The organism is Streptomyces sp. NPDC036984 (genome assembly GCF_055607665.1).
Genome location: NZ_JBVJRL010000011.1, coordinates 72759 through 93845, shown reverse-complemented (window position 1 = coordinate 93845; position 21087 = coordinate 72759). Strand labels below are relative to the sequence as shown.

Sequence of the window (21087 nt, the reverse complement as noted above, 5' to 3'; positions counted from 1 at the left end):
GCGCCCTCCGCTCAGGGCGCGCGCCGCCACGGGCCGGGGTCCGGACTACTCGCCGGGGTGGGCGAGTGCGATGTCGTGGCCGTCGACTCCGGGGCCGGCGACGGTCAGCGCGGTGGCCACCGGCGGGTAGCCGGTCGCGATCACGGTGTACTCGCCGCTGTCCAGGTCGGTGAAGGCATAGGCGCCGTCCGTCCCGGTGGTGGCGCTGCCGACCACGTTGCCCGCCTGGTCGACGAGGGTGACCCGGGCATCGGCCAGCGGACCGTGCGGGGCCCGGACGACACCCTGGAGCCGGGCGCCGGCGTCCAGGTCGACCTCGATCCGGGTGACACCGGTGGCGCCGACCTCGACCGGCAGGGCGCGCGGCCGGAACCCGGTCGCGTTGACCGCGACGGTCACCGTGCCCGGCACCAGCTCGGTGAGGGCGAAGTCGCCCTGCTCGCCGGTGGCGGCGGTGGCCAGCAGGTCACCGCGCACATCGGTGACGATCACCATGGCGCCCTTGACCGGCAGCGCGCTCCCGGCCGCCCGGACCACACCGGTCAGCCCGCTGGTGCCGCTGAGCAGGATGTCGTACGCCAGCGGTTCCTCGCCCACCACGATGGTGGAGGCCTGCGGCTGGTAGCCGTCGGCGGAGGCGATCAGGACGTACGACCCGGTGCCGGGGGCGTCGAGCGCGTAGGAACCGTCGGCCTGGGCGACCGAGCGGCCCAGCTGGCGGCCGGAGAGCGAGATCAGCGTGACCGCGGCCTGCGGGACCGGGGCGCTCTCGGCGCCGCGGACGAAGCCGTGCACCGGGGTGCCGCCGGGGCCGCCGGACTCGGCGACCGTGGCGACGGCGCTCAGCTGCGTGGTCGCGGTGGTCGTGCTGCCGTTCTCGCCGACCACGGGGGTGGCCCAGCTGGGTACCCGCTCCGTGGCCGGAGCCTCGGTGGCCGTCTCGGCGGCGGCCGGAGCCTGGGCCCCGGCCGGGGTGTCGCCGGCGGCGGCCTGCGCGAGCGCGCCCTGGGTCTTCAGCGGGACCTCCTTGATGAACAGGGTGATCAGGAAGGCCACGGCGGCGAGGCAGCCGGCGATGAAGAAGACGTCGGCGATGCCGTGGCCGTAGGCGCTCTCCAGCAGCGTCCGGATGGGCGCCGGGAGCTTGTCCATGTCCGGGATGCTGTCGGTCGAGCCCGAGCTGCCGGCCAGGGCGGCCTGGTACTTGGGGCTCAGGGCGGAGACGCCGTCCTCGACGTAGTGCGTGATCCGGCGGGACATCACGGCACCCAGCGCGGAGACGCCGACCGCACCGCCGAGGGAGCGGAAGAAGGTGACCGTGGAGCTCGCCGCGCCGAGGTCGGAGGGCGCCACCTGGTTCTGCGTGGCGAGCACCAGGTTCTGCATCATCATGCCGATGCCGAGACCCAGCAGCGCCATGAAGATCGCCATCTTCCAGTACTCGGTGTCGTACCGGATGCTGCCCAGCAGGGCCAGGCCGGCGGTCACCAGGACGCCACCGCTGACCAGCCACGCCTTCCAGCGGCCGGTGCGGGTGATGAACTGACCCGAGACGGTCGAGGAGATGAACAGACCACCGATCATCGGGATGGTCATGACGCCCGACATGGTCGGGGACTTGTCACGGGCCAGCTGGAAGTACTGGCTGAAGAACACCGTGCCGGTGAACATCGCGACACCGACGAAGAGCGAGGCCAGCGAGGCCAGCGTGATCGTGCGGTTGCGGAAGAGGCGCAGCGGGATGATCGGCTCGCTCGCCCTGGACTCGATGAGCACGAAGAGCGCGCCGAGGGCGATCGAACCGCCCACCATCGCGTAGGTCTGCCAGGACAGCCAGTCGTACTTGTCACCGGCGAAGGTGACCCAGACCAGCAGCAGGGAGACGGCGGCGGAGATGAAGAACGCGCCGCCCCAGTCGACCTTGACCTCCCGCTTGACCACGGGCAGGTGCAGGGTCTTCTGCAGAACGATCAGCGCGATGATCGCGAACGGGACACCGACGTAGAAGCACCAGCGCCAGCCCAGCCAGGAGGTGTCGGTGATGACACCGCCGAGCAGCGGGCCGCCGACGGTGGCGACGGCGAAGGTGGCACCGAGGTAACCGGAGTACCGGCCGCGCTCGCGCGGGGAGATCATCGCCGCCATGACGATCTGCGCCAGCGCGGACAGACCGCCGACGCCGATGCCCTGGAACACCCGGAAGGTGATGAGCATGGCGGGGTTCTGCGACAGGCCGGCCGCCATCGAGGCGACCACGTAGATGACCAGGGCTATCTGGACGAGCGCCTTCTTGCTGTACAGGTCGGCGAGCTTGCCCCACAGGGGAGTGGCCGCGGTCATCGACAGCAGGGCCGCGGTGACGACCCAGGTGTAGGCGGACTGACCGCCGCCGAGGTCCCCGATGATCTCCGGCAGGGCGTTGGAGACGATCGTGGACGACAGGATCGCCACGAACATGCCGAGCAGCAGCCCGGACAGGGCCTCCATGATCTGCCGGTGCGTCATCGGGGCGTGGCCTGTGCCTCCCCCGTGCTTGGCGTGAGCCCGCACACCGGCTGGTGTGGTCGTTGCCATGGGCTTCCTTTTCTTACGTGCTTGCGGGTGTACGGGTGGTCTCTTCGAATACGGGGGCGTGCCGGAGCGGGGCGGACCGGCAGTCGCCGAAGGACGCGCGCAGGCGCGTCATCAGCCGGATCAGCTGGCCGACCTCCTCGTCGGTCCAGTCCGCGAGCCGCTCGGCGAGCAGATGCGTGGTCCGCCGGGACAGCTCGTCGAGCTGCTCCAGGCCCGCGGGCGTCAGGTGCAGGATGCGTGAGCGCTTGTCCGCGGGGTCGGGGTGCCGCTCGATCCAGCCGCGCGCGGCGACGTGCGCGACATGCCGGCTGGTGACCGACATGTCCACGGCGAGCAGCTCCGCGAGCTTGCTCATGCGCATGTCGCCGTGGCGGCCGAGCAGTGTCAGCACGGCGGCCGACCCGGCCGGGCAGTCGGGCGGCAGGATCCGCCCCATGTCCCGTTTCACGGCTCCGACGGCACTGAGCTGACGCGCCAGCTCTTCAAACTGGGCCCGCTCGGCCATCACACCTCCCGTATTCGTTGCTTGGGGCAACCATAGAACTGCTTGGTTGCTGAAGGCAAACAAACAGGGGGGTGGGCGACGTAAAAACTTGACAAAGGCAAGTATTGCAACCGTAAATATGCAGGTGAGTGCGGGTGGCGTGCCCCCGTCTGTCCCGGTGGCCCCGCACTTGGGCCGGTCGGCGGGATTCGCTAGGGTCTCGGGGCATGGCTAACACCCAGGGCCCCCAGGGCAATTACGACCCCGCCGGCAGCACCCAGATGTTCCGCGCGTTCGTCGACGAGGCCCCCCAGGGCCGGCAGCAGCAGGCGGCCTCCTCGGGCCCCCGCGTCGGTTTGATCATCGGCGTCGTCGTGGCGCTCGCCGTGGTCGCCGGCGTCGCCTGGCTGGCGCTGAAGGGCTGACGCACGGGTCAGCCCCACTCCACCGACACGTCCCGCGTCTCGATGTGCATGCCGAGCGGCACCCGCCAGGCGTCCACGCACACCGTCCACGTGGGGCTCTCGCCCGCACCCGGCGCGAGCGGCACCGGCAGCTCCACGGTCGACTCGACCGTCGCCCAGTCGACGCCGAGCGCGCCGATGACGTGCGTCCCGAGCGTCACCGACCCCGAACGCACCGCCGTACCTCCCGAGTTGCGGAAGGCGACGGTCACCTTCTGGCACCAGCGCTTGTCGGTCTTCTCGGTCGCCGGCTCCCCCCAGGAGAGCTCGGCGGGCGCGGGAGCAGGCGTCGTGCGACTGGGAGCCGGGCTGGGCGAGGCGGTCGGCGATGTCGTACGTCCGTCCTGGTCACCGCCCGGTTGCGGGGTACCGGAGGCGGGGGCACCGGTGTGGCCGGCGGGGGTGTCCGCGGCGGTCGGCGCCGGTGCGGCGGAGTCTGTGCCGGGTGAACTTCGCCGGGTCGACCCGGAGTTGGACACCCGTGGGGCGGCCCTGCCGCTGCCGTGTCCCTTCTCCCCGTCCAGCGGCACCAGCGACACCGACCCGGTCGGGGCCACGGCGGTCGGGCCGCCCGGTCCCGAGCCGACCGCGGTGTAGCCACCGCCCGGGTCACCGCCGCACGCGGCCAGCACTCCGCCCAGACAGACGACGGCCGCCGACGCTGCCGTAACGGCGCCTCGGCGGCCACGAGTCCATGTCGTGGAAAGCATCGGTTCATGGTGGCTGACGCCACGTCAGATGGGAACCCCGGTGCAGGACCAGCGCCCCCAAGGGGCGCGGGGAACTGCGCGACCAGCCACGACGATGCCGCAGCCGTCCGACGGCACACCGCGGCACCCCGGATGGCGTCGGCTGTCCAGCGGGGCGCTCAGTCGGAGATGAGCCCGTCGCGCAGCTGGGCCAGCGTCCGGGTCAGCAGCCGGGAGACGTGCATCTGGGAGATGCCGACCTCCTCGCCGATCTGCGACTGGGTCATGTTGGCGAAGAAGCGCAGCATGATGATCCGCCGCTCCCGGGGCGGGAGCTTGGCCAGCAGCGGCTTGAGGGACTCGCGGTACTCCACGCCCTCCAGGGCCGTGTCCTCGTAGCCGAGCCGGTCGGCCAGGGAGCCCTCGCCGCCGTCGTCCTCGGGGGCCGGGGAGTCGAGGGAGGAGGCGGTGTAGGCGTTGCCCACCGCGAGACCGTCGACCACGTCCTCCTCGGAGACACCGAGCACCGCGGCCAGCTCCGTCACCGTGGGGGAGCGGTCCAGCTTCTGGGACAGCTCGTCGCTGGCCTTGGTGAGGGCCAGACGCAGCTCCTGGAGCCGGCGCGGGACGCGCACGGACCAGGAGGTGTCGCGGAAGAAGCGCTTGATCTCGCCCACGACCGTCGGCATCGCGAACGTCGGGAACTCCACGCCCCGTTCGCAGTCGAACCGGTCGATCGCCTTGATCAGGCCGATGGTGCCGACCTGGACGATGTCCTCCATCGGTTCGTTGCGGGAGCGGAAGCGCGCCGCCGCGTACCGGACGAGCGGAAGGTTCAGCTCGATCAGGGTGTCCCGGACGTAGGCCCGCTCGGGGCTGTGCTCGTCCAGCGCGGCCAGGCGCAGGAACAGCGACCGGGACAGGGTGCGGGTGTCGAGGTTCGCCGTGGCCTGCTCGGCCGGGATCGCCTCGGCGGCCGGGCCGAGGGACGGGGACGGCACGGCTTCGAGGGCCGTGACGCCCTCGAAGCCGTCTAGGACGTCGAGAGCGTCGAGCTCCTTGGGCGCTGCCTCGCTCTTCGTGGGCGTCAGCACCTTCGAGCTGCCCTGGTCTGCGGACATGCCACCCCCTTTGGGTCGCGGGACGGTCGCGGCGGCGTCGCATTCGAGCAACGCAGCCTTCACCTGAATACCGGAGCCGGAGCCACGGCAAACGCGCTTCCCGCAGAATGTCACATGTCGGCAACACGCTGTACCGACATGTCGACATGCGAGATGCGAATCGCCCCTGGAAACAAGGGGCCTGACGGGTATTCGGGTCGCAACTGTCGGCATCCCCCCAGGTGAGCGATTCGCTCGCGCCGGTTACCGATCGATCGAGTTTGCGATGCAGTGCTGTTCGGGCCGTGCTTCCGTGCGCCCGCTATGCATCGGCCGAGCCTCCGCCGTGCTTCGGTCGGGCACCTGCTAGGCGTCGATCCGATTTGCGGAGCGCAGCCGTTGGAAGCTACGGGCGAGCAGGCGTGACACATGCATCTGGGAGACGCCGAGTTCCGCGCTGATCTGTGACTGGGTGAGATTGCTGTAGTAGCGCAGCAGAAGGATTCGCTGTTCGCGTTCGGGGAGTTGGACGAGGAGGTGGCGGACCAGGTCGCGGTGTTCCACGCCGTCCAGGGCCGGGTCCTCGTAGCCGATCCGGTCCAGCAGCCCGGGCAGTCCGTCGCCCTCCTGGGCGGCCTCCAGCGAGGTGGCGTGGTACGAGCGTCCCGCCTCGATGCAGCTGAGCACCTCCTCCTCGCTGATCCGCAGCCGGTCGGCGATCTCGGCGGTGGTCGGTGAGCGGCCGTGGAGCGTGGTCAGGTCCTCGGTGGCGCTGTTGACCTGGACCCACAGCTCGTGCAGCCGGCGCGGGACGTGGACGGTGCGGACGTTGTCCCGGAAGTACCGCTTGATCTCGCCGACCACGGTGGGCATCGCGAAGGTCGGGAACTGCACGCCCCGGTCCGGGTCGAAGCGGTCGATGGCGTTGATCAGCCCGATGGTGCCGACCTGGACGACGTCCTCCATCGGCTCGTTGCGGGAGCGGAAGCGGGCGGCGGCGTAGCGCACGAGCGGGAGGTTCGCCTCGATCAGCGCCCCGCGCACTCGGTTGTGCTCCGGCGTGCCCGGGGTGAGCTCCTTCAGCTCGGCGAACAGCACCTGGGTCAGGGCCCGGGTGTCCGCGCCACGGCGCTTCTCGGGGGCCGGTGGAGTCTCGGCGGGTGCCTCTTCCTGGGGCGGCGCAGTACTGGCCGACACGGTCAACGCCACCTCTTCATCGGTCAATCATCCGTCAAAAGCGGTCATAGCATCACAAGACATGTGCACTGTGTGCAAGCACCGCATAACACCGTGTTGTCGTCAAACATCCACAAGTTGGGGCACGAAATCACACGAAAGCCCCCCGCCCGAATGGCGGGGGGCTCCGGGGGGCGAAGGGCTCAGATCTCGTAGTCGGCGATCACCCAGGTGGCGAACTCGCGCCAGAGCGCGACGCCCGCCTGGTGCGCCGGATGCTCCAGGTAGCGCTTGAGGGCGTCGGGGTCCTCGACGGCCGAGTTGATCGCGAAGTCGTAGGCGATCGGCCGGTCGCTGATGTTCCAGCCGAACTCCCAGACGCGCAGTTCCTCGATCTGGCCGCCGAGCGCCCGGAAGGCCTCCACACCGGCCACGACCCGCGGATCGTCGCGCTCGACACCCTCGTTGAGCCTGAAGAGGACCAGATGGCGGATCATGGGGTGTACCTCAGCTCTTTCCTCCGTTGGCGAGCCAGGTCATGAAGTCGCCTATGGCCTTGGCCGCGTCCGATATGCCCTCGAAGCCTATCTGGACGTAGTCGGCCGCCTTGGCCGGGTCCGTGATGATCACGTACAGCGCGAAGACCACGAGCACGTACACGGCGATCTTCTTGGCGTTCACCGCCACCGCGGCCTCCCCTGTACCAGTGCCCCGAGGGCCCCCTGTTGCCGGCCGCGAGTGTAACCTCCGGGTCTTTTGCCTCGGCCAACAGCCCGCAGGTGCGGGGCCGTTATGCCCGTGTTCCGCCCGGAACACGCGAAAGGCCCCGCCGGTCGGCGGGGCCTTTCTGCAAGCGGTAGCGGAGGGATTTGAACCCTCGGTGACTTGCGCCACACTCGCTTTCGAGGCGAGCTCCTTCGGCCGCTCGGACACGCTACCGAGGGAGACCCTACCCCACGGTGGGGCGTGGTCAGAAATCGATAGGGGGCAGCGGCTCAGCGATCCCTGAAAAACCCGGTGAGAAGCCGGGCGCACTCCGCCGCGAGCACGCCCTCGATGACCTCCGGGCGGTGGTTGAGCCGCCGGTCGCGCACCACGTCCCACAGGGAGCCGGCCGCGCCCGCCTTGTCGTCCCGGGCGCCGTAGACCACCCGGTCTACCCGGGACTGGACGAGCGCGCCCGCGCACATCGTGCACGGCTCCAGCGTGACCACCAGCGTGCAGCCGGTCAGCCGCCATTCGCCGAGCCGGGCCGCCGCCCGCCGGATGGCGAGGACCTCCGCGTGGGCCGTGGGATCACCGGTGGCCTCACGCTCGTTGTGCCCGGCGCCGAGCACCGTCGTACCGTCCGGCGACAGCACGACGGCACCGACGGGTACGTCCCCGCCCCGCACGGCCAGCTCGGCCTCGTCCAGGGCGAGCCGCATCGCGGCCCGCCAGGGGTCGCGTACCGGGTCGGGTGTGCTCCGCGGGTCCTGTGCCGTGGTCAGCGGACGGTCTCCAGCACCTCCGAGGCGCCAAGAGCCTCGGCGATCGTGTTCAGCGCGTCGTCGGCGTCCAGGGTGCGCAGCTCCTTCTCGCTGATGCCCAGGTCGTCCAGGATCGCGCTGTCGCCCACCGGGCTGTGCGGCACCGCGTCGGCGGCGGCGGCACCCTCCTCGTCGTCGTCGGACTCACCGTCCTCCGTGCCGTCGAGGTCGAGGGAGTCCAGGTCCGGTCCGTCGTCCGCGCCGGGCTCCCGGCCGAGCAGCTCGTCGGTGAGCAGCAGCTCCCCGTACGCGCTGCGCTGGGCGGCGGCGGCGTCCGACACGTAGATGCGAGGGTCGTCCTCGCCGTCCACGCGGACGACGCCGAACCATGCGTCCTCCTGCTCGATCAGGACGAGCACCGTGTCCTCGTCGGGAGAGGCTTCCCGGGCCAGGTCGGCCAGATCCGACAGGGTCTCCACATCGTCGAGCTCTGTGTCGCTCGCTTCCCACCCGTCTTCGGTGCGCGCGAGCAGTGCGGCGAAGTACACCGTGACTCTCCCACTGGTCATAGGCGTGCCGGTTGGAGGTCCCCCCGGCGGAGGTACTGGGCGGAGAGAGCTGGGCTCCGAGCCCCACCCACTCGGAATCGTGGCAGAAACAAGGCGTTCAGGGGACGTCTTCGGCTCCCTGTGTCCGGCTGTTTCGATCGCGGATCCGTGATCGGCTCACCAGCGCACTCATTGCCACCACCTGCGGATCGTACGCGGCTTTTCCCCGCGGTCACGCACGCCCCACGTCCCCAACACCGGTGCGGGCGTGGATCTTCCGCACCGGATGGAGGAGCGCGCGGGCTACCAGCGGAACGTCCGCATACGCATCTCGTGGCGCAGCCGGGCCGCCTTGGCGCGCCGGGGCTGCACCCGGGCGCGCAGCTCCCGGGCCTCGGCGAGATCGCGCAGGAACTGGGCGCGCCGCCGCCGGCGCTCGGCCGCGCTCTCGGGCTTGTCGGGATCGGTCCTCGCGGACTTCGCTCCGGGACCGGCCGCGTCGCCGGTGCGCCCGGAGGGGTCCGTGGGCAGGTCAGGCAGGTCGGACACGTCACACCACCCCATCCGTCCTTCCCACTTTCCCCCGGATGGCCGGTTTGACGCCAGGGCGAGGGTGACGCGCGGCGCAGGTACCGTTAGGGGCATGCGTCTCCACGTCGTCGACCACCCCCTGGTCGCCCACAAGCTCACCACGCTGCGCGACCAGCGCACCGACTCCGCGACCTTCCGGCGGCTCGCCGACGAACTGGTCACCCTGCTCGCCTACGAGGCGACGCGGGACGTGCGCACCGAGGCCGTCGACATCCGGACGCCGGTCGCGCAGACCACGGGCGTCAAGCTCGCCCGCCCCCGTCCGCTGGTGGTACCGATCCTGCGCGCCGGCCTCGGCATGCTGGACGGCATGGTCCGGCTGCTGCCGACCGCCGAGGTGGGCTTCCTGGGCATGATCCGCAACGAGGAGACGCTCCAGGCGTCGACGTACGCCTCGCGCATGCCGGAGGACCTCTCGGGCCGCCAGGTGTACGTCCTGGACCCGATGCTGGCCACGGGCGGCACCCTGGTCGCGGCGATCCAGGAGCTGATCAAGCGCGGTGCGGACGACGTGACCGCCGTGGTCCTGCTCGCCGCCCCCGAGGGCGTCGAGGTCATGGAGCGCGAGCTGGCGGGCACGCCGGTGACGGTCGTCACGGCGGCCGTGGACGACCACCTCAACGAGCTCGGCTACATCGTGCCGGGGCTGGGGGACGCGGGGGATCGCCTGTACGGGGCGGCTGAGTAGTTCTTGCGCCTGCTGGAGGGTGCGGCTTGATCGCCGTTCGCGGGTGCGGGTGCGGTCCGGTCGATCGCTCCGTTCCCCGGGCCCCTTCCGGGGCGCCCTTCAGCAGCCCTTCTTCGGGGATGCCGTCGGCTCCGGTGCGGTCAAGGCCGTCATCGCCCGGTCGGCGGCCGCCTGCGCGGCCAGGCCCTTGAACGTGTCGCCCAGGATGAGATCGACGTCGGCCCCCTTGCGGCCGTCGGTGCGCAGCTCCGCGCCGCCGAGCTGGGTGCCGAGCACCCGCAGCGAGGTGTTCCGCGCGGCGGCCGGGCCGAGAAGGATCCCGGTGCCCTTCACCTTCTTGTCGAACTGCGCACCGGCGTTGCCCACGTCACCGATCTTGAAGCCGCGCTTCTTCAGCTCGTCCGCGGTGGTCTTGGCGAGCCCGGTGCGCTTGGTGGCGTTGTAGACGTTCACGGTGATCCGGCCCGGCCTGGGCAGGGCGTTCAGCTGGGCCGCGGGGGCCGCCGCGGTCTTGGTCCGGCACCTGGTCCCGGCTCCGGCGGCCGTGGACGTGTCGCCGCCGCCGGTGAAGACGTCGATGAGCTGCGCGGTGCCCCAGCCGACCAGGCCGAGCACGGCGGCGGACGCCGCGACGACGGCCACGAGCCTGCCGTGCCGCCGGGGCGGACGCATCCGAGGGTATTTGTCCCCCGTGATCCGGTACTGGCCGCCCATGCCAGGGGGAGTGAGCATGCTCATGAGCGCAGCGTAGTGCGCCCGAGCGGCGATGCCTATCAGATGATCAGTCTCTGCCGCTCAGCGGTACCCGAAAGGGCCAACGGCCGTGTCGCGCCGGGTCAGTCGAGTTCGAGCACGCGCGCGTGCAGCACCTGGCGCTGCTGAAGGGCGGCGCGGACCGCGCGGTGCAGGCCGTCCTCCAGATACAGGTCGCCCTGCCACTTCACGACGTGCGCGAAGAGGTCGCCGTAGAACGTCGAGTCCTCCGCCAGCAGGGTCTCCAGGTCGAGCTGCTGCTTGGTGGTCACGAGCTGATCGAGGCGGACCGGGCGCGGCGCGACGTCCGCCCACTGCCGGGTGCTTTCCCGGCCGTGGTCGGGGTACGGCCGGCCGTTTCCGATGCGCTTGAAGATCACACGGAAAGCCTACCGGTCAAGACGTTCCGGGCGCAGCCATGGCGGCCGAGTGCGCCGCGCGAAAAGTTGGATCAAAAGAGGCATACGGGCCGCTACGGGCGCGAAATCGGCGTACGACCTGGGGGAACGGCCTGGGGAAGACCGGGGGAAAGACTTGGGGAAACGACTTGGGGGAACTGCTCACCTGTCCGGGTGAGGCGGTCCCCGGCTCCGCCCGCCAGGGCCGTTGTGCACAGGCTGTGGACCGCGAGTCGGCGTACGAGAGGCCGGGTGCGTGTTGCCCCCGGGAAGCGGCGGCACCGCCCGGCGGAGGCGCTGGGCCGCCCCCGCCGGGGTCCGCTCAGCGGTCCCGGTTCTGCGCTGTCCGCTGCGGTTGGGGTGCCGAGTGGTCCGGCCTCGGTGCCGCACCGCGCCGGGCCTCCGCGCGCAGCAGGGCGCGCAGGACGGCGTAGGGATCCTTGGGCATGGCTGTACTGCTCCTTGCGTCGAGCCGACTGACCTTGGCGGGGGCGCGGGTCTGTCAGCAGCGCAGGACCACCGTGGGCGGCAGGGCCGCGGCGGACGGCACCCGGGGCGTGGCGGGGCACGGGTGGGCGGCCGGCCGGGCGGGGGCCGGGACGGGCAGGGGTGCGGGGCGCTCGGGTACGTCGGCCCGGTGGGCGGCGCGGGCGGCCGGCCGCAGGGCCGTGTCGAGGACGTCGTGCTCGGCGGTGTCCGCGGCCACGGCGACGGCCGGGGCCGCCTGGGCCTGCGCATGGGCGCCGGGCACCCACAGGGCGAGGAGCAGCACGAGCATCCGTGGCCAGGTACGGCTGCGCGGTGTGCTCCTGCTGCTGCTCACGGCTTCTGTTTCCCCGGGGCGTGCGGGGAGGGCAGCACGCCGGGTGCGAGATCCGCCCGCTCGGCGTACCAGCGGCACGCCGGATTGACGGCCCGTCACATCGTCCGAGGCACCCGGTGTGCCCGGCCGCGGATGCCGATCGCGGTGACGATTTCCACGATCCCGACCGCGACCAGCCAGATGCCGCCGACGACGGTCAGCACGGCGACCGACTCGAACGGCGAGTCGATGAGCACGATCCCGGCGACGAAGGTGAGGATGCCGAGGAAGATCTGCCAGCCCCGGGCGGGCATCCGGGAGTCGGAGGCGGCGGCCAGGGTCTGCGTGATCCCGCGGAACAGCCAGCCGATGCCGATCCACAGGGCGAGCAGCAGGATCGACTGCATGGGCCCGCGGAAGCAGAGCAGGCCGAGCAGGATCGACAGGGCACCGCTGATGAAGGCCAGCACGCGCAGCGAGGTTCGCTGGTGCGTGCCGAACGCGGACACCAGCTGGAAGACCCCGCTGAAGACCAGATAGAGGCCGAACAGCACAGCGACGGCGAGCAGGGAGGCGCCCGGCCAGATCAGCACCAGGACGCCGAGGATCAGGGAGCCGATCCCGGTGACCAGGACGATCTGCCAGGCCGCCCGGGACAGCGCGTGCAGAGGGCCCTCGAGCGGCGGCTCGGGCTCATGGCCCCCGCGGGACGGCGCCGCCGTGTGGCCACCGGGCGGCGCCGCTCCGTGGACGCGCCGGTCGTCGTATGCGCGGTCCTGCTCGGGACCGCTGCTCGGTATGTCGCTCATGCCCCATGTTTGGACCGCCGGAACGGCACGGGCCAGCGGGGTGGGCCGAGCGGGTGGTGTCCGCAGACGTCAGGCGAACCGTTCTCCGGCGCCCCCTGTTTCTTCGCTGCTTCTTCCGGCCACTCCTTCTTGCTACTTCTTCGCCGCCTTGGCCGCCGCCTTCATCTCCTGCTTGTGGGCGCGTACCTTGGCCAGCGATTCCGGGCCGGTGATGTCCGCGACGGACCGGAAGGACTTGGGCTCGCCGTAGGCTCCGGCGGCCTCCCGCCACCCCTCGGGGGCGACCCCCAGCTGCTTGCCGAGCAGGGCCAGGAAGATCTGCGCCTTCTGCTTCCCGAACCCCGGCAGGTCCTCCAGCCGTCGCAGGAGTTCGGAACCGCCGGCGACGCCCCGCCAGACCGCCTCGGCGTCCCCGTCGTAGTGCTCGACGAGGTACTGGCACAGCTGCTGGATCCGCTTGGCCATCGAGCCGGGGTAGCGGTGCACCGCGGGCTTGTCGGAGAGCAGTGCGGCGAATGCCTCCGGATCCATCGCCGCGATGTCGTGCGCGTCCAGGTCCTCGGCGCCGAGCCGGTCGGCGATGGTCCGGGGTCCCTTGAACGCCCACTCCATCGGGATCTGCTGGTCGAGCAGCATCCCGGTCAGCGCGGCGAGCGGCGACCGCCCGAGCAACGCGTCGGCCGCGGGGTCCTGGGCGAGGTGCAGGGTGACGTCCATGGGCCGATGATCCCGCGCACCGACTCGGTTCGCGCGCGCAGGGTTGGTGGCGTGGTGGCGTGGTGGCGTGGTGACGGGAGCCGGGCCGGTCGGGGACTCCACTCAGTCCGCGCGCCAGTAGCCCAGCGCGTGTACCCGGTGCTTCGGTACGGCCAGTTCCTTGCGGACGTAAGCCGCGAGGGTGCGGGTGGTCGTCGTGTCGCAGGCGATCCAGACGTACGGGTGCGGGGTGCCGGCGAGGACGGCGGGCAGCTCGGCGCGGACCTGTTCCACCAGGTGGGCGCCCGCGTCCCGGCGGGGCACCGGCCGTATCTCGTGCCGGCCCTCCGCGGCCCGGCGGGGCAGCCCCGCCGGATCCCCCTCGAACCAGACGGTCGCCGGAGCCGGGTCCAGGGTGCCGAGGAGGGAGTTGATCGCGGGCAGCGAGGCGGGGTCGCCGATCGCGACGAGGTGCGAGGGCGCGGGGTCGGGGCGCCGGAAGCCGGTGCCCTGCACGGTGGCCTCGATGGTGTCGCCGGACCGCGCGCCCCGCGCCCAGTCGGAGGCCCGGCCCTCGTGCAGGGCGAACTCCAGGCAGAAGGTGCCGGCCGCCGGGTCGGGGTCGACCAGGGTGTAGGCGCGCTGGTGCGGTCGGCCGTCGTCGGAGAACCACAGCCGTACCCACATCGTGGGGTGGACGCCGGTCGCGGCGAGGAGGCCGCCGTCGCTCATCCGGAGCCGTCGGTAGTGCGGGGTCACGTCCTCGGCGTCGAGGACGGTCAGCATGAAGTCCTTGGCGCGCAGCAGTTTGAGTACCGCGCCTTCCCAACCCCGCCCCTGCCCCATGACCCCTCCGTCGTTCGCGTACGATTCCGCCACAGAAAACTTAGGCAAGGCTAACCTAAAGCATGGGGGGGATTCCCGGTGACCACCGAGACCTACCGCGACACCTGGGGCATCCCCCACCTGCGCGCGTCCAGCGCCCGTGAACTCGCCCACGCCCAGGGCCGGGTCACCGCCCACGACCGGGCCTGGCAACTGGAGGTCGAGCGCCATCGCGCCCAGGGCACCTCCGCCTCATTCCTCGGCGCCGGAGCCCTCTCCTGGGACGTCTTCGCCCGCCGGGCCCGGCTCGAGGACACCGCCCGCCGCTGCTTCGCCGCGCTGGAACGCCGGGACCCGGAGACGGCCGACTGGGTCCGCGCGTACGTCGACGGCGTCAACGAGGGCCTGGCCGCCGGTGCCCGCCGCGCCCCTGAATTCACCCGCACGGGCCTGGTTCCCGGCCGCTGGGAGCCCTGGACGCCGCTCGGCGTCTGGCTCGCCACGCACATCCTCTTCGCCGGCTTCCCCGCCAAACTCTGGCGCGAGCAGGCGATACGCCACCTCGGTCCGGACGCGGTCGGTCTGTTCGCCATGGACGGGCCCGGGACCGCCGGCAGCAACGGCTGGCTCGTCACCGGCGACCGCACCGCCACCGGCCAGGCCCTGATCGCCGGCGACCCGCACCGCTTCATCGAAGACCCCGGTGTGTACCAGCAGATCCGGCTCTCCTGCCCCGAGTTCGACGTCGTCGGCCTGGCCGTACCCGGCGTCCCCGGCATCGCCCACTTCGGCCACACCGGTACGGCCGCCTGGGCCATCACCAACGCCATGGCCGACTACCAGGACCTCTACCGAGAGCGCCTGCGCCGCACCGGCGCGGGCATCGAAGCCCTGTCCCCCGACGGCACCTGGCGCCGAGCCACCCGCCACACGGAGACGGTGCGGGCAGCGGGCGAGCCACCGTTCGAGATCGAGGTCGTCGAAACGGAACGGGGGCCGGTGATCGCCGGGGGACCGGAGGGCCTTGAGGACGGCACGGCCACCCACGGGCCCGAGGCCGCCGGCCGTGGAGGCCTCCCGCAGGAGCTGCTCGCACCCGGCGACGAGAGCCGCGCAGGGGGTGCCGGCGGAAAGGAAACGGGGATCGGCGGCGAAGCCGAGGCGCTCGCGCTGCGGTACCCGCCCCGCGTGACGGAAGACCTCGGCTTCAGCGCCCTCCTCCCCCTCCTCCGCTCCCGCACCGTCGGTGACATCGACAGGGCCCTGGACGCCTGGACCGAGCCGGTCAACGTCGTACAGGCCGCCGACACCGCCGGAGGCACCCTGCACCGCGTCGCCGGCAAGGTCCCCGTGCGCGCCGAGGCCAACCGCCTCCGCCCGGTCCCCGCCTGGGAGCCCGGCCACGACTGGCACGGCACGCACGACACGCCGTACGCCGAACCGGACGACGGCATCGCGGTGATGGCCAACGCCCGCGGCCTGGCCACCCCGCTCGGCGTCGAGTTCGCCCCGCCCCACCGCGCCGCCCGCATCCGCGCCCTGCTCGACGCCCGCCGCACCTGGACCGCCGACGGCATGCCCGCGATCCACACCGACACCCACCTCGCCTCGGCCGGCCCGCTCCTGGACCACCTCGCGGCCCTCACCGGCCTCACCCCCGCCGCGGCCGGTCTCCGCGACCGCCTCCTCGCCTGGGACCGCCGGATGGAGGCCGACAGCACCGAGGCGGCTGTGTACGCGGCGGTGCGCGGCGCGGTCGTACGCCGGCTCGCCGCGCACCCGGTCTTCGCCCCGCTCACCGAGCCCCCGGCCTACCCGGAGGTCCTGCTCCCCTGGCTGGCCCTGGTCCCCCGCGTCGGCTACGCACTGGAACACCTCCTGCGTGCCGATGAGTTGTACGGCATCGACCGCATGGCAGCCGTCCGTGCCGCCCTGGAGGAGGTGGCCGCCGCGCCCCCCACCGGCCCCTGGTCCGCCACCCACCGCCTGGCCCCCTGGAAGGCGCTCCCGGGCGCCCCGGACGACCACGCGAACGCACCCGCCGAACCCGGTCTCGCCGGCGACCACGACTGCGTGCTCTGCACCTCGGCCGTCCCCGGCCTCACCGACCGCGCCGCCCGCGGCCCGGCCGCCCGCTACGTCTGGGACCTGGCCGACCGCGGCAACAGCCGCTGGGTCGTCCCCTTCGGCGCCGACGGCGTACCCGGCACCACCCACCACCGTGACCAACTCCCCCTGTGGCTGGAGGGCGAACTGGCCCCGGTCGTCACCGACTGGACCCTGCTCACGCCCGAGCGCACCACCGAGCGCGCAACCGGGCACGCCACCGAGCCGACCAGCACCGCACCCACCGAGGAATCCGATGACTGACCTGCACGTCCAGCACGTCGACGGCTACGGCACCGTCCGCATCCGCCCTCTCGACCCGGAGGGCGACGCGGACGTGGTCCACGCCTGGGTGAGCGACGAACGCGCCGCCTTCTGGGGCATGAACGGCCTCACCAGGGACCAAGTCGCCGAGATCTACGCCCACATGGCCACGCTCGACACCCACCACGCCCACCTGGTCACCAAGGACGACCGGCCGGTCGCCCTCTTCCAGACCTACGAGCCGTCCGCCGACCGGGTCGGCGAGTGCTACGACGTACTCCCCGGCGACCTCGGCTGCCACCTCCTCCTCGCCCCCGCCGGCCCCGACGGCCGCCGGCCCGGCTGGACGTCCGCCCTGCTCAGGGTGATGACGACGTACGCGCTGCTGGTCCTGGACCGGCAGCGGATCGTGGTCGACCCGGACGTACGCAACACGAAGGCGATCGCCCGCTTCGAGCGCCAGGGCTTCACCCGCGGTCCCGCCGTCGTCCTCCCCGAGGTCGACCTCCCCGATGTGTACCTGCCGGAGAAGCAGGCCCAACTCGCCTTCCTCGACCGGGCGGTAGCCTTCCCGGCGTGACGACGCCCGAAGAGCTGATCGCGCACTACGGACTCGAACCCATCCCCCGCGAGGGCGGCCTGTTCCGGCGCACCTGGGCCGGGCCCGAGCGCCCTGACGGCCGCCCCGAGGGGTCGGCCGTCGTCGTACTGCTCACCGCCGACGACTTCTCCGCCCTGCACCGCCTGCCCTTCGCCGAGGTCTGGCACTTCCACCTCGGCGACCCGCTCCAGCTCCTGCTCCTCGCCCCCGACGGCACCACCCGCACCCCCGTCCTCGGCCCGGACCTGCGCTCCGGACAGCACCTCCAGCTGACCGTGCCGGCCCGCACCTGGATGGGCGCGCGGGTGGCCGCAGGAGGGTCATGGACGTTCTTCGGCTGCACCATGGCCCCCGGATTCACCTACGCGGACTACGAGCACGGGAACGCCGCCGACCTCACGGCGCGTTACCCGGCCGAGGCCGCCCTCATCACGGAACTCTGCCGCCCATGAGCCTGCTCGACGGACAGACCGCCCTGGTGACCGGCGCGGGCGGCGGTATCGGCCGCGCCATCGCCCTGCGCTTCGCGGAGGAGGGCGCGGCGGTGGCCGTCCACTGCCGTACGGCCCTCGCCGCGGCCACCGAAGTGGCCGACCGCATCCGGGAGACGGGCGGCGAGGCGGTCGTACTCCAGGCGGACCTGACGGACGAGGCCGCCTGCCACCGTCTGATCGAGGAGACGACCGCCTGGTCGGCCGGCCGCCTCACCACGCTCGTCAACAACGCGGCCGTACAGCCGGTCCAACCGCTGTCGGGCATGACGGCGGGGGACTGGCGCACGGTCGTCGACACCAACCTCACCAGCGTCTTCGCCTGCACCCAGGCGGCCGCCGCCCACATGCGCGCCCACGGCGGCGGCACCATCACCCACATCGCCTCCATCGAGGCCGGCCACCCCGCCCCCGGCCACGCCCACTACAGCGCGGCCAAGGCGGCGGTGGTCATGCACGCCCGCGCGGCGGCCCTGGAGTACGGCCCCGCCGGCATCCGCGTCAACACGGTCTCGCCCGGCCTCATCGACCGGCCCGGACTGGCCGAGTCCTGGCCGGAAGGCGTGGACCGCTGGCTGGCCGCCGCCCCCACCGGCCGCCTCGGCCACCCCCGGGACGTCGCCGGCGCCTGCGTCTTCCTGGCCTCCCCGCTCGCCTCCTGGATCACCGGTCACGACCTGGTGGTGGACGGCGGTGCGACGGCCCGGCCGACCTGGTGAGCGAGTGGGTCGGTGCGGTGGGGTGACGGGCCGGCCGAGCTGGTGAGCAAGCGGGCCGTTCCGCTCGTACCCATACGGAGGCACGGGCGCTGGACGGGACGGAGGCCGAGGGTGCTGCGGAACGGACACCGAGGAGCAGGACGAGTACGGCTGCCCGGGGGCGTGATCAGGCACCTCCCGACGCTCCGGCACCTCCGTGCGCTCCGGCACCTCCGTGCGCTCCGGCACCTCCGTACGCTCCCGCGCCCCCGTACGCTCCTGCTCCTCCCCGCCCTTCTCCCCGCCCTCCTGCTCGGTCTCCTCCTCGGCACGGCGGCCCCCGCCTCGGCCCACGCCGTGCTGCGCGCGACGGATCCCGGCGACGGAACCGTCCTGCGCACCGCCCCCCGCCAGGTGACCCTCACCTTCACCGAGTCGGTCGGTCTGCTGACCGACTCCTTCCGGGTGTACGACCCCGCCAACCACCGCGTCCGCACCGGTCCCGCCGGCCACGCCCCCGGCCGCTCCGACACCGCCCGGGTCGCCCTCCCCGCCCGGCTCGCCACCGGCACCTACACGGTGGCCTGGCGGGTGGTGTCGGCCGACAGCCACCCGGTGTCCGGCGCCCTCATCTTCTCGGTGGGCAAGCGCACGGCGGCACCGGCGAGCCCGCCCCCGGAGCGTACGGAGAACCCGGTCACCACGGCCCTGCACACCATCGCGCGCTACCTCTCCTACCTCTCCCTGGCACTGCTGCTGGGCACGGCCGCGTTCGTGGCGTACTGCCGTCCGCCGACGACGGCCCACCTGCGCGTCCCCGCCCTGGCCGCCATGTGCACGCTCCTGGTGTCCACGACCGCCCTCTACCTCCTGCGGACGTCCTACGAGGAGGGCACCGCCCCGGCGACGGCCCTCACGCTCTCCTCCGTCACCCACACCGCGACGACCCGCCCCGGCCTGCTGCTGCTGGCCCGCCTGGCGCTGCTGCTCCTCGCCGGGGCCGCCGCGGTCCTGCTGAGAACCCGCCGCACCCGGCTGCCGCGGCGCGCCACCTTCGCGGCGGGCGTGGTCTTCGCCCTCGCGCTCTCCCTGACCTGGTCCGCGTCCGATCACGCCTCGGCGGGCATCCAGGTGCCGGCGGCGATCGTCTCGGCCACCCTGCACCTGCTGGCGACGGCGGCCTGGCTGGGCGGTCTGGCCGCCCTGCTGTGGACACTGCGCCGCACTCCGGCATCGGACGACCTGCCGGCCTCGGTCCCGGCCCGCTTCTCCCGGCTGGCGTCCGCCTCGGTCATGGTTCTGGTGGTGACCGGCGTCTACCAGTCCTGGCGCGGCCTCGGCTCCTGGCAGGCGCTCACGGGCACCACGTACGGCCGGACCCTGTTGGCCAAACTGGCGGTGGTGGCCGCGCTCCTGCTCGCGGCGGCCTGCTCCCGCACCTGGACCGCCCGCCTGACCCGGGCGACCGCACCCGCCCCCCTCCGCGTCCCCGAACCGGCGACCGGTCCCCCGCTCCCCCCGGAACGCCCCTCCGCCCCTTCCCCGGCGATCCCGCGCCACCTGCTGCGCCGCTCGGTCCTGGCGGAGGCGACGGCGGCCGTGGTGGTTCTGGCCGTGACCACGCTTCTGACCAGCACGGTGCCGGGCCGGGCGGCCACGGAGTCCGCGTCGCCCGCCCTCCCGCCGACGGCGGGCATCCCCACGGCCTCCGTCACCACGATCCCGTTCGACGTCGACACCCCCGGCGGCCATGGCAAGGTCCAGATCACCCTGGACCCCGGCCGCGTCGGCACCAACTCGGTCCAGGCGGTGGTCTACGGCCCCGACGGCGGCCTCTCCACGGTCCCCGAACTCCGCGTCACCCTCACACTCCCGGCCAAGCGCCTGGGCCCTCTGGACACCAAAGTCACCGACCACGGCGGCTACTGGTCCACCGACACCTTCACCCTCCCCCTCCCCGGTACCTGGACCCTGAAGACGACGATCCGCATCTCGGACGTGGACCAGGTGACGGTGTCGACACCGGTGCGGGTGACGCGATAGGTCGATGCCGAGCAGCCCACGCCGGTCGCGAACCGGGGAAGTGGCCCGGCGTTGACTTCCGGATGTGACCGGCGCCATACGGCGGAAGGTCGCCGCCGAACCGGGACGCACAAACGCCAGAGAGCCGGACCACTTTCATGGTCCGGCTCTCTGGGCTGGCGGAGGATACGAGATTCGAACGCGTGAGGAGTGGTAGCCGCTGGCCTTTCCCGCACGTGGTCGCGAGGTCATGCCGCGTCACTCGGTCATCTCGTGCCGTTCACTCTCACCGGCGCATGCGCCCGGCGGATGCGAGTCGACCGCGCGAGCCGATGGGGGGAGCGGCACGGCTGCGCGCTCGCCACACGCATGTGACCGGAGTCATGCTCCGCAAGGTCGCCCAGCAAGCCGGAGACGCGCTCTGGGCACCGCCCGGCCCCCGAGAAAAATCCGGCGGGGACGGAAACCGAGACGGAGAACGTCGAAGGGCCCCACCGCGAACGGTGGGGCCCTTCGACATCGTGCCCGGTGAGGCACTGGCGGAGGATACGAGATTCGAACTCGTGAGGGGTTGCCCCCAACACGCTTTCCAAGCGTGCGCCCTAGGCCTCTAGGCGAATCCTCCGCCGGAAACATTACATGACCGAGGGGAGTGCTCGCGAACCCGTTCCCGCAGGCCCGCCTCGGGTACTGCCCGGGGGCCGGCATCGGGTACTGTGGGGCACAGCCCCTCACGCGGCGCTATCTGACTGAACTCCCCCAGGGCCGGAAGGCAGCAAGGGTAGGTCGGCTCTGGCGGGTGCGTGGGGGGCGCTTGCGTTCCCGGGATCTTCGGGCGG

At 72.3% G+C, this 21087-nt stretch carries 24 protein-coding genes, 2 tRNA genes and 1 other RNA gene; 8 read left to right on the top strand and 19 right to left on the bottom strand.

Going from position 1 to position 21087, the window contains the following annotated elements; genetic code table 11:
• Window positions 1-45 precede the first annotated feature (45 nt).
• Together ACZ7DL_RS21230 and ACZ7DL_RS21225 are read right to left on the bottom strand one after the other, a co-directional pair.
• The gene (locus tag ACZ7DL_RS21230; RefSeq protein WP_470776136.1) at window positions 46-2505 is read right to left on the bottom strand and encodes an MFS transporter; all 2460 of its coding nucleotides are present in this window, start codon (window positions 2503-2505) and stop codon (window positions 46-48) included.
• A gap of 82 nt (window positions 2506-2587) precedes the next feature.
• Window positions 2588-3079: a MarR family winged helix-turn-helix transcriptional regulator gene (locus tag ACZ7DL_RS21225; protein ID WP_470775903.1), complete on the bottom strand. Its 492-nt coding sequence runs from the start codon at window positions 3077-3079 to the stop codon at window positions 2588-2590.
• A gap of 206 nt (window positions 3080-3285) precedes the next feature.
• Between ACZ7DL_RS21225 and ACZ7DL_RS21220 the strand changes: the two genes are divergently transcribed.
• Window positions 3286-3483: a hypothetical protein gene (locus ACZ7DL_RS21220; RefSeq protein WP_470775901.1), complete on the top strand. Its 198-nt coding sequence runs from the start codon at window positions 3286-3288 to the stop codon at window positions 3481-3483.
• 8 nt (window positions 3484-3491) lie between these two features.
• Here ACZ7DL_RS21220 and ACZ7DL_RS21215 read toward each other — a convergent pair whose 3' ends face one another.
• From ACZ7DL_RS21215 to ACZ7DL_RS21175, 9 genes are all read right to left on the bottom strand, one after another.
• Window positions 3492-4232, bottom strand: a complete 741-nt coding sequence (locus tag ACZ7DL_RS21215; protein WP_470775900.1) for a hypothetical protein — start codon at window positions 4230-4232, stop codon at window positions 3492-3494.
• A gap of 158 nt (window positions 4233-4390) precedes the next feature.
• Window positions 4391-5332 carry an RNA polymerase sigma factor SigF gene (locus tag ACZ7DL_RS21210; protein ID WP_470775898.1) on the bottom strand — a complete coding sequence of 314 codons (942 nt, stop codon included), beginning with the start codon at window positions 5330-5332 and terminating at the stop codon, window positions 4391-4393.
• Between the two features lie 345 nt (window positions 5333-5677).
• Window positions 5678-6514, bottom strand: a complete 837-nt coding sequence (locus ACZ7DL_RS21205) for an RNA polymerase sigma factor SigF (protein WP_470776134.1) — start codon at window positions 6512-6514, stop codon at window positions 5678-5680.
• 176 nt (window positions 6515-6690) lie between these two features.
• Window positions 6691-6984, bottom strand: coding sequence for a Dabb family protein (locus ACZ7DL_RS21200; RefSeq protein WP_470775896.1), 294 nt, complete (start codon window positions 6982-6984; stop codon window positions 6691-6693).
• A 10-nt stretch (window positions 6985-6994) separates the two neighbouring features.
• The gene (locus ACZ7DL_RS21195) at window positions 6995-7174 is read right to left on the bottom strand and encodes a hypothetical protein (RefSeq protein WP_470775895.1); all 180 of its coding nucleotides are present in this window, start codon (window positions 7172-7174) and stop codon (window positions 6995-6997) included.
• A 167-nt stretch (window positions 7175-7341) separates the two neighbouring features.
• Window positions 7342-7426, bottom strand: a tRNA-Ser gene (locus ACZ7DL_RS21190).
• Window positions 7427-7482: 56 nt separating this feature from the next.
• Window positions 7483-7914: a tRNA adenosine(34) deaminase TadA gene (gene tadA / locus ACZ7DL_RS21185; protein ID WP_470775893.1), complete on the bottom strand. Its 432-nt coding sequence runs from the start codon at window positions 7912-7914 to the stop codon at window positions 7483-7485.
• 59 nt (window positions 7915-7973) lie between these two features.
• Window positions 7974-8504, bottom strand: a complete 531-nt coding sequence (locus ACZ7DL_RS21180) for a tRNA adenosine deaminase-associated protein (RefSeq protein ID WP_470776133.1) — start codon at window positions 8502-8504, stop codon at window positions 7974-7976.
• 303 nt (window positions 8505-8807) lie between these two features.
• On the bottom strand, window positions 8808-9053 hold the full coding sequence (locus ACZ7DL_RS21175; protein ID WP_470775892.1) for a hypothetical protein: 246 nt from the start codon (window positions 9051-9053) through the stop codon (window positions 8808-8810).
• 94 nt (window positions 9054-9147) lie between these two features.
• On the opposite strand from ACZ7DL_RS21175, the gene upp reads away from it, so the two are divergent.
• Window positions 9148-9783, top strand: coding sequence for a uracil phosphoribosyltransferase (gene upp / locus ACZ7DL_RS21170; RefSeq protein ID WP_208033093.1), 636 nt, complete (start codon window positions 9148-9150; stop codon window positions 9781-9783).
• 99 nt (window positions 9784-9882) lie between these two features.
• On the opposite strand, the gene ACZ7DL_RS21165 is transcribed toward upp, so the two are convergent.
• The 7 genes from ACZ7DL_RS21165 to ACZ7DL_RS21135 all read right to left on the bottom strand — a co-directional run bounded on the left by ACZ7DL_RS21165 (window position 9883) and on the right by ACZ7DL_RS21135 (window position 14087).
• Window positions 9883-10515 (bottom strand): LytR C-terminal domain-containing protein, encoded by a 633-nt coding sequence (locus tag ACZ7DL_RS21165; RefSeq protein ID WP_470776131.1) that lies wholly within the window; start codon window positions 10513-10515, stop codon window positions 9883-9885.
• A gap of 104 nt (window positions 10516-10619) precedes the next feature.
• Window positions 10620-10916, bottom strand: coding sequence for a type II toxin-antitoxin system VapB family antitoxin (locus tag ACZ7DL_RS21160; RefSeq protein ID WP_004943146.1), 297 nt, complete (start codon window positions 10914-10916; stop codon window positions 10620-10622).
• A 340-nt stretch (window positions 10917-11256) separates the two neighbouring features.
• Entirely contained in the window at window positions 11257-11382 is a 126-nt protein-coding gene (locus tag ACZ7DL_RS21155) for a hypothetical protein (protein WP_470775889.1), read from the bottom strand.
• Window positions 11383-11436: 54 nt separating this feature from the next.
• Window positions 11437-11757 carry a hypothetical protein gene (locus ACZ7DL_RS21150; protein WP_470775887.1) on the bottom strand — a complete coding sequence of 107 codons (321 nt, stop codon included), beginning with the start codon at window positions 11755-11757 and terminating at the stop codon, window positions 11437-11439.
• Window positions 11758-11852: 95 nt separating this feature from the next.
• Complete coding sequence (locus tag ACZ7DL_RS21145) at window positions 11853-12545, bottom strand: HdeD family acid-resistance protein (protein WP_470775886.1); 693 nt, start codon at window positions 12543-12545, stop codon at window positions 11853-11855.
• Between the two features lie 132 nt (window positions 12546-12677).
• Window positions 12678-13262, bottom strand: a complete 585-nt coding sequence (locus tag ACZ7DL_RS21140; RefSeq protein ID WP_470775884.1) for an HhH-GPD-type base excision DNA repair protein — start codon at window positions 13260-13262, stop codon at window positions 12678-12680.
• Window positions 13263-13364: 102 nt separating this feature from the next.
• A complete protein-coding gene (locus ACZ7DL_RS21135; protein ID WP_470775883.1) occupies window positions 13365-14087 on the bottom strand; it encodes a siderophore-interacting protein in 723 nt (240 codons plus the stop codon).
• A gap of 78 nt (window positions 14088-14165) precedes the next feature.
• On the opposite strand from ACZ7DL_RS21135, the gene ACZ7DL_RS21130 reads away from it, so the two are divergent.
• From ACZ7DL_RS21130 to ACZ7DL_RS21110, 5 genes are all read left to right on the top strand, one after another.
• On the top strand, window positions 14166-16436 hold the full coding sequence (locus ACZ7DL_RS21130) for a penicillin acylase family protein (protein ID WP_470775882.1): 2271 nt from the start codon (window positions 14166-14168) through the stop codon (window positions 16434-16436).
• Entirely contained in the window at window positions 16429-17016 is a 588-nt protein-coding gene (locus tag ACZ7DL_RS21125) for a GNAT family N-acetyltransferase (protein WP_470775880.1), read from the top strand. Before ACZ7DL_RS21130 ends, ACZ7DL_RS21125 begins: the two co-directional genes overlap by 8 nt.
• On the top strand, window positions 17013-17489 hold the full coding sequence (locus ACZ7DL_RS21120) for a cupin domain-containing protein (RefSeq protein WP_470775878.1): 477 nt from the start codon (window positions 17013-17015) through the stop codon (window positions 17487-17489). Before ACZ7DL_RS21125 ends, ACZ7DL_RS21120 begins: the two co-directional genes overlap by 4 nt.
• Window positions 17486-18247 carry an SDR family NAD(P)-dependent oxidoreductase gene (locus tag ACZ7DL_RS21115; RefSeq protein ID WP_470775877.1) on the top strand — a complete coding sequence of 254 codons (762 nt, stop codon included), beginning with the start codon at window positions 17486-17488 and terminating at the stop codon, window positions 18245-18247. The genes ACZ7DL_RS21120 and ACZ7DL_RS21115 overlap by 4 nt, the downstream gene beginning before the upstream one ends.
• Window positions 18248-18505: 258 nt before the next feature.
• Window positions 18506-20269, top strand: a complete 1764-nt coding sequence (locus ACZ7DL_RS21110; RefSeq protein WP_470776129.1) for a copper resistance CopC/CopD family protein — start codon at window positions 18506-18508, stop codon at window positions 20267-20269.
• 516 nt (window positions 20270-20785) lie between these two features.
• Here the strand turns inward: ACZ7DL_RS21110 and ACZ7DL_RS21105 are convergent.
• Window positions 20786-20873 (bottom strand) — tRNA-Ser (locus tag ACZ7DL_RS21105).
• Window positions 20874-20970: 97 nt separating this feature from the next.
• Between ACZ7DL_RS21105 and ffs the strand changes: the two genes are divergently transcribed.
• An RNA gene (gene ffs, locus ACZ7DL_RS21100) (signal recognition particle sRNA small type) lies at window positions 20971-21069 on the top strand.
• Window positions 21070-21087 lie beyond the last annotated feature (18 nt).

Coding starts and splice junctions, on each gene's coding strand:
- ACZ7DL_RS21230 (WP_470776136.1), bottom strand. CDS start 2,505: ATGACGCACCGGCAGATCATGGAGGCCCTGTCCGGGCTGCTGCTCGGC.
- ACZ7DL_RS21225 (WP_470775903.1), bottom strand. CDS start 3,079: ATGGCCGAGCGGGCCCAGTTTGAAGAGCTGGCGCGTCAGCTCAGTGCC.
- ACZ7DL_RS21220 (WP_470775901.1), top strand. CDS start 3,286: ATGGCTAACACCCAGGGCCCCCAGGGCAATTACGACCCCGCCGGCAGC.
- ACZ7DL_RS21215 (WP_470775900.1), bottom strand. CDS start 4,232: ATGCTTTCCACGACATGGACTCGTGGCCGCCGAGGCGCCGTTACGGCA.
- ACZ7DL_RS21210 (WP_470775898.1), bottom strand. CDS start 5,332: ATGTCCGCAGACCAGGGCAGCTCGAAGGTGCTGACGCCCACGAAGAGC.
- ACZ7DL_RS21200 (WP_470775896.1), bottom strand. CDS start 6,984: ATGATCCGCCATCTGGTCCTCTTCAGGCTCAACGAGGGTGTCGAGCGC.
- tadA (WP_470775893.1), bottom strand. CDS start 7,914: ATGCGGCTCGCCCTGGACGAGGCCGAGCTGGCCGTGCGGGGCGGGGAC.
- upp (WP_208033093.1), top strand. CDS start 9,148: ATGCGTCTCCACGTCGTCGACCACCCCCTGGTCGCCCACAAGCTCACC.
- ACZ7DL_RS21165 (WP_470776131.1), bottom strand. CDS start 10,515: ATGCTCACTCCCCCTGGCATGGGCGGCCAGTACCGGATCACGGGGGAC.
- ACZ7DL_RS21155 (WP_470775889.1), bottom strand. CDS start 11,382: ATGCCCAAGGATCCCTACGCCGTCCTGCGCGCCCTGCTGCGCGCGGAG.
- ACZ7DL_RS21145 (WP_470775886.1), bottom strand. CDS start 12,545: ATGAGCGACATACCGAGCAGCGGTCCCGAGCAGGACCGCGCATACGAC.
- ACZ7DL_RS21140 (WP_470775884.1), bottom strand. CDS start 13,262: ATGGACGTCACCCTGCACCTCGCCCAGGACCCCGCGGCCGACGCGTTG.
- ACZ7DL_RS21135 (WP_470775883.1), bottom strand. CDS start 14,087: ATGGGGCAGGGGCGGGGTTGGGAAGGCGCGGTACTCAAACTGCTGCGC.
- ACZ7DL_RS21125 (WP_470775880.1), top strand. CDS start 16,429: ATGACTGACCTGCACGTCCAGCACGTCGACGGCTACGGCACCGTCCGC.
- ACZ7DL_RS21115 (WP_470775877.1), top strand. CDS start 17,486: ATGAGCCTGCTCGACGGACAGACCGCCCTGGTGACCGGCGCGGGCGGC.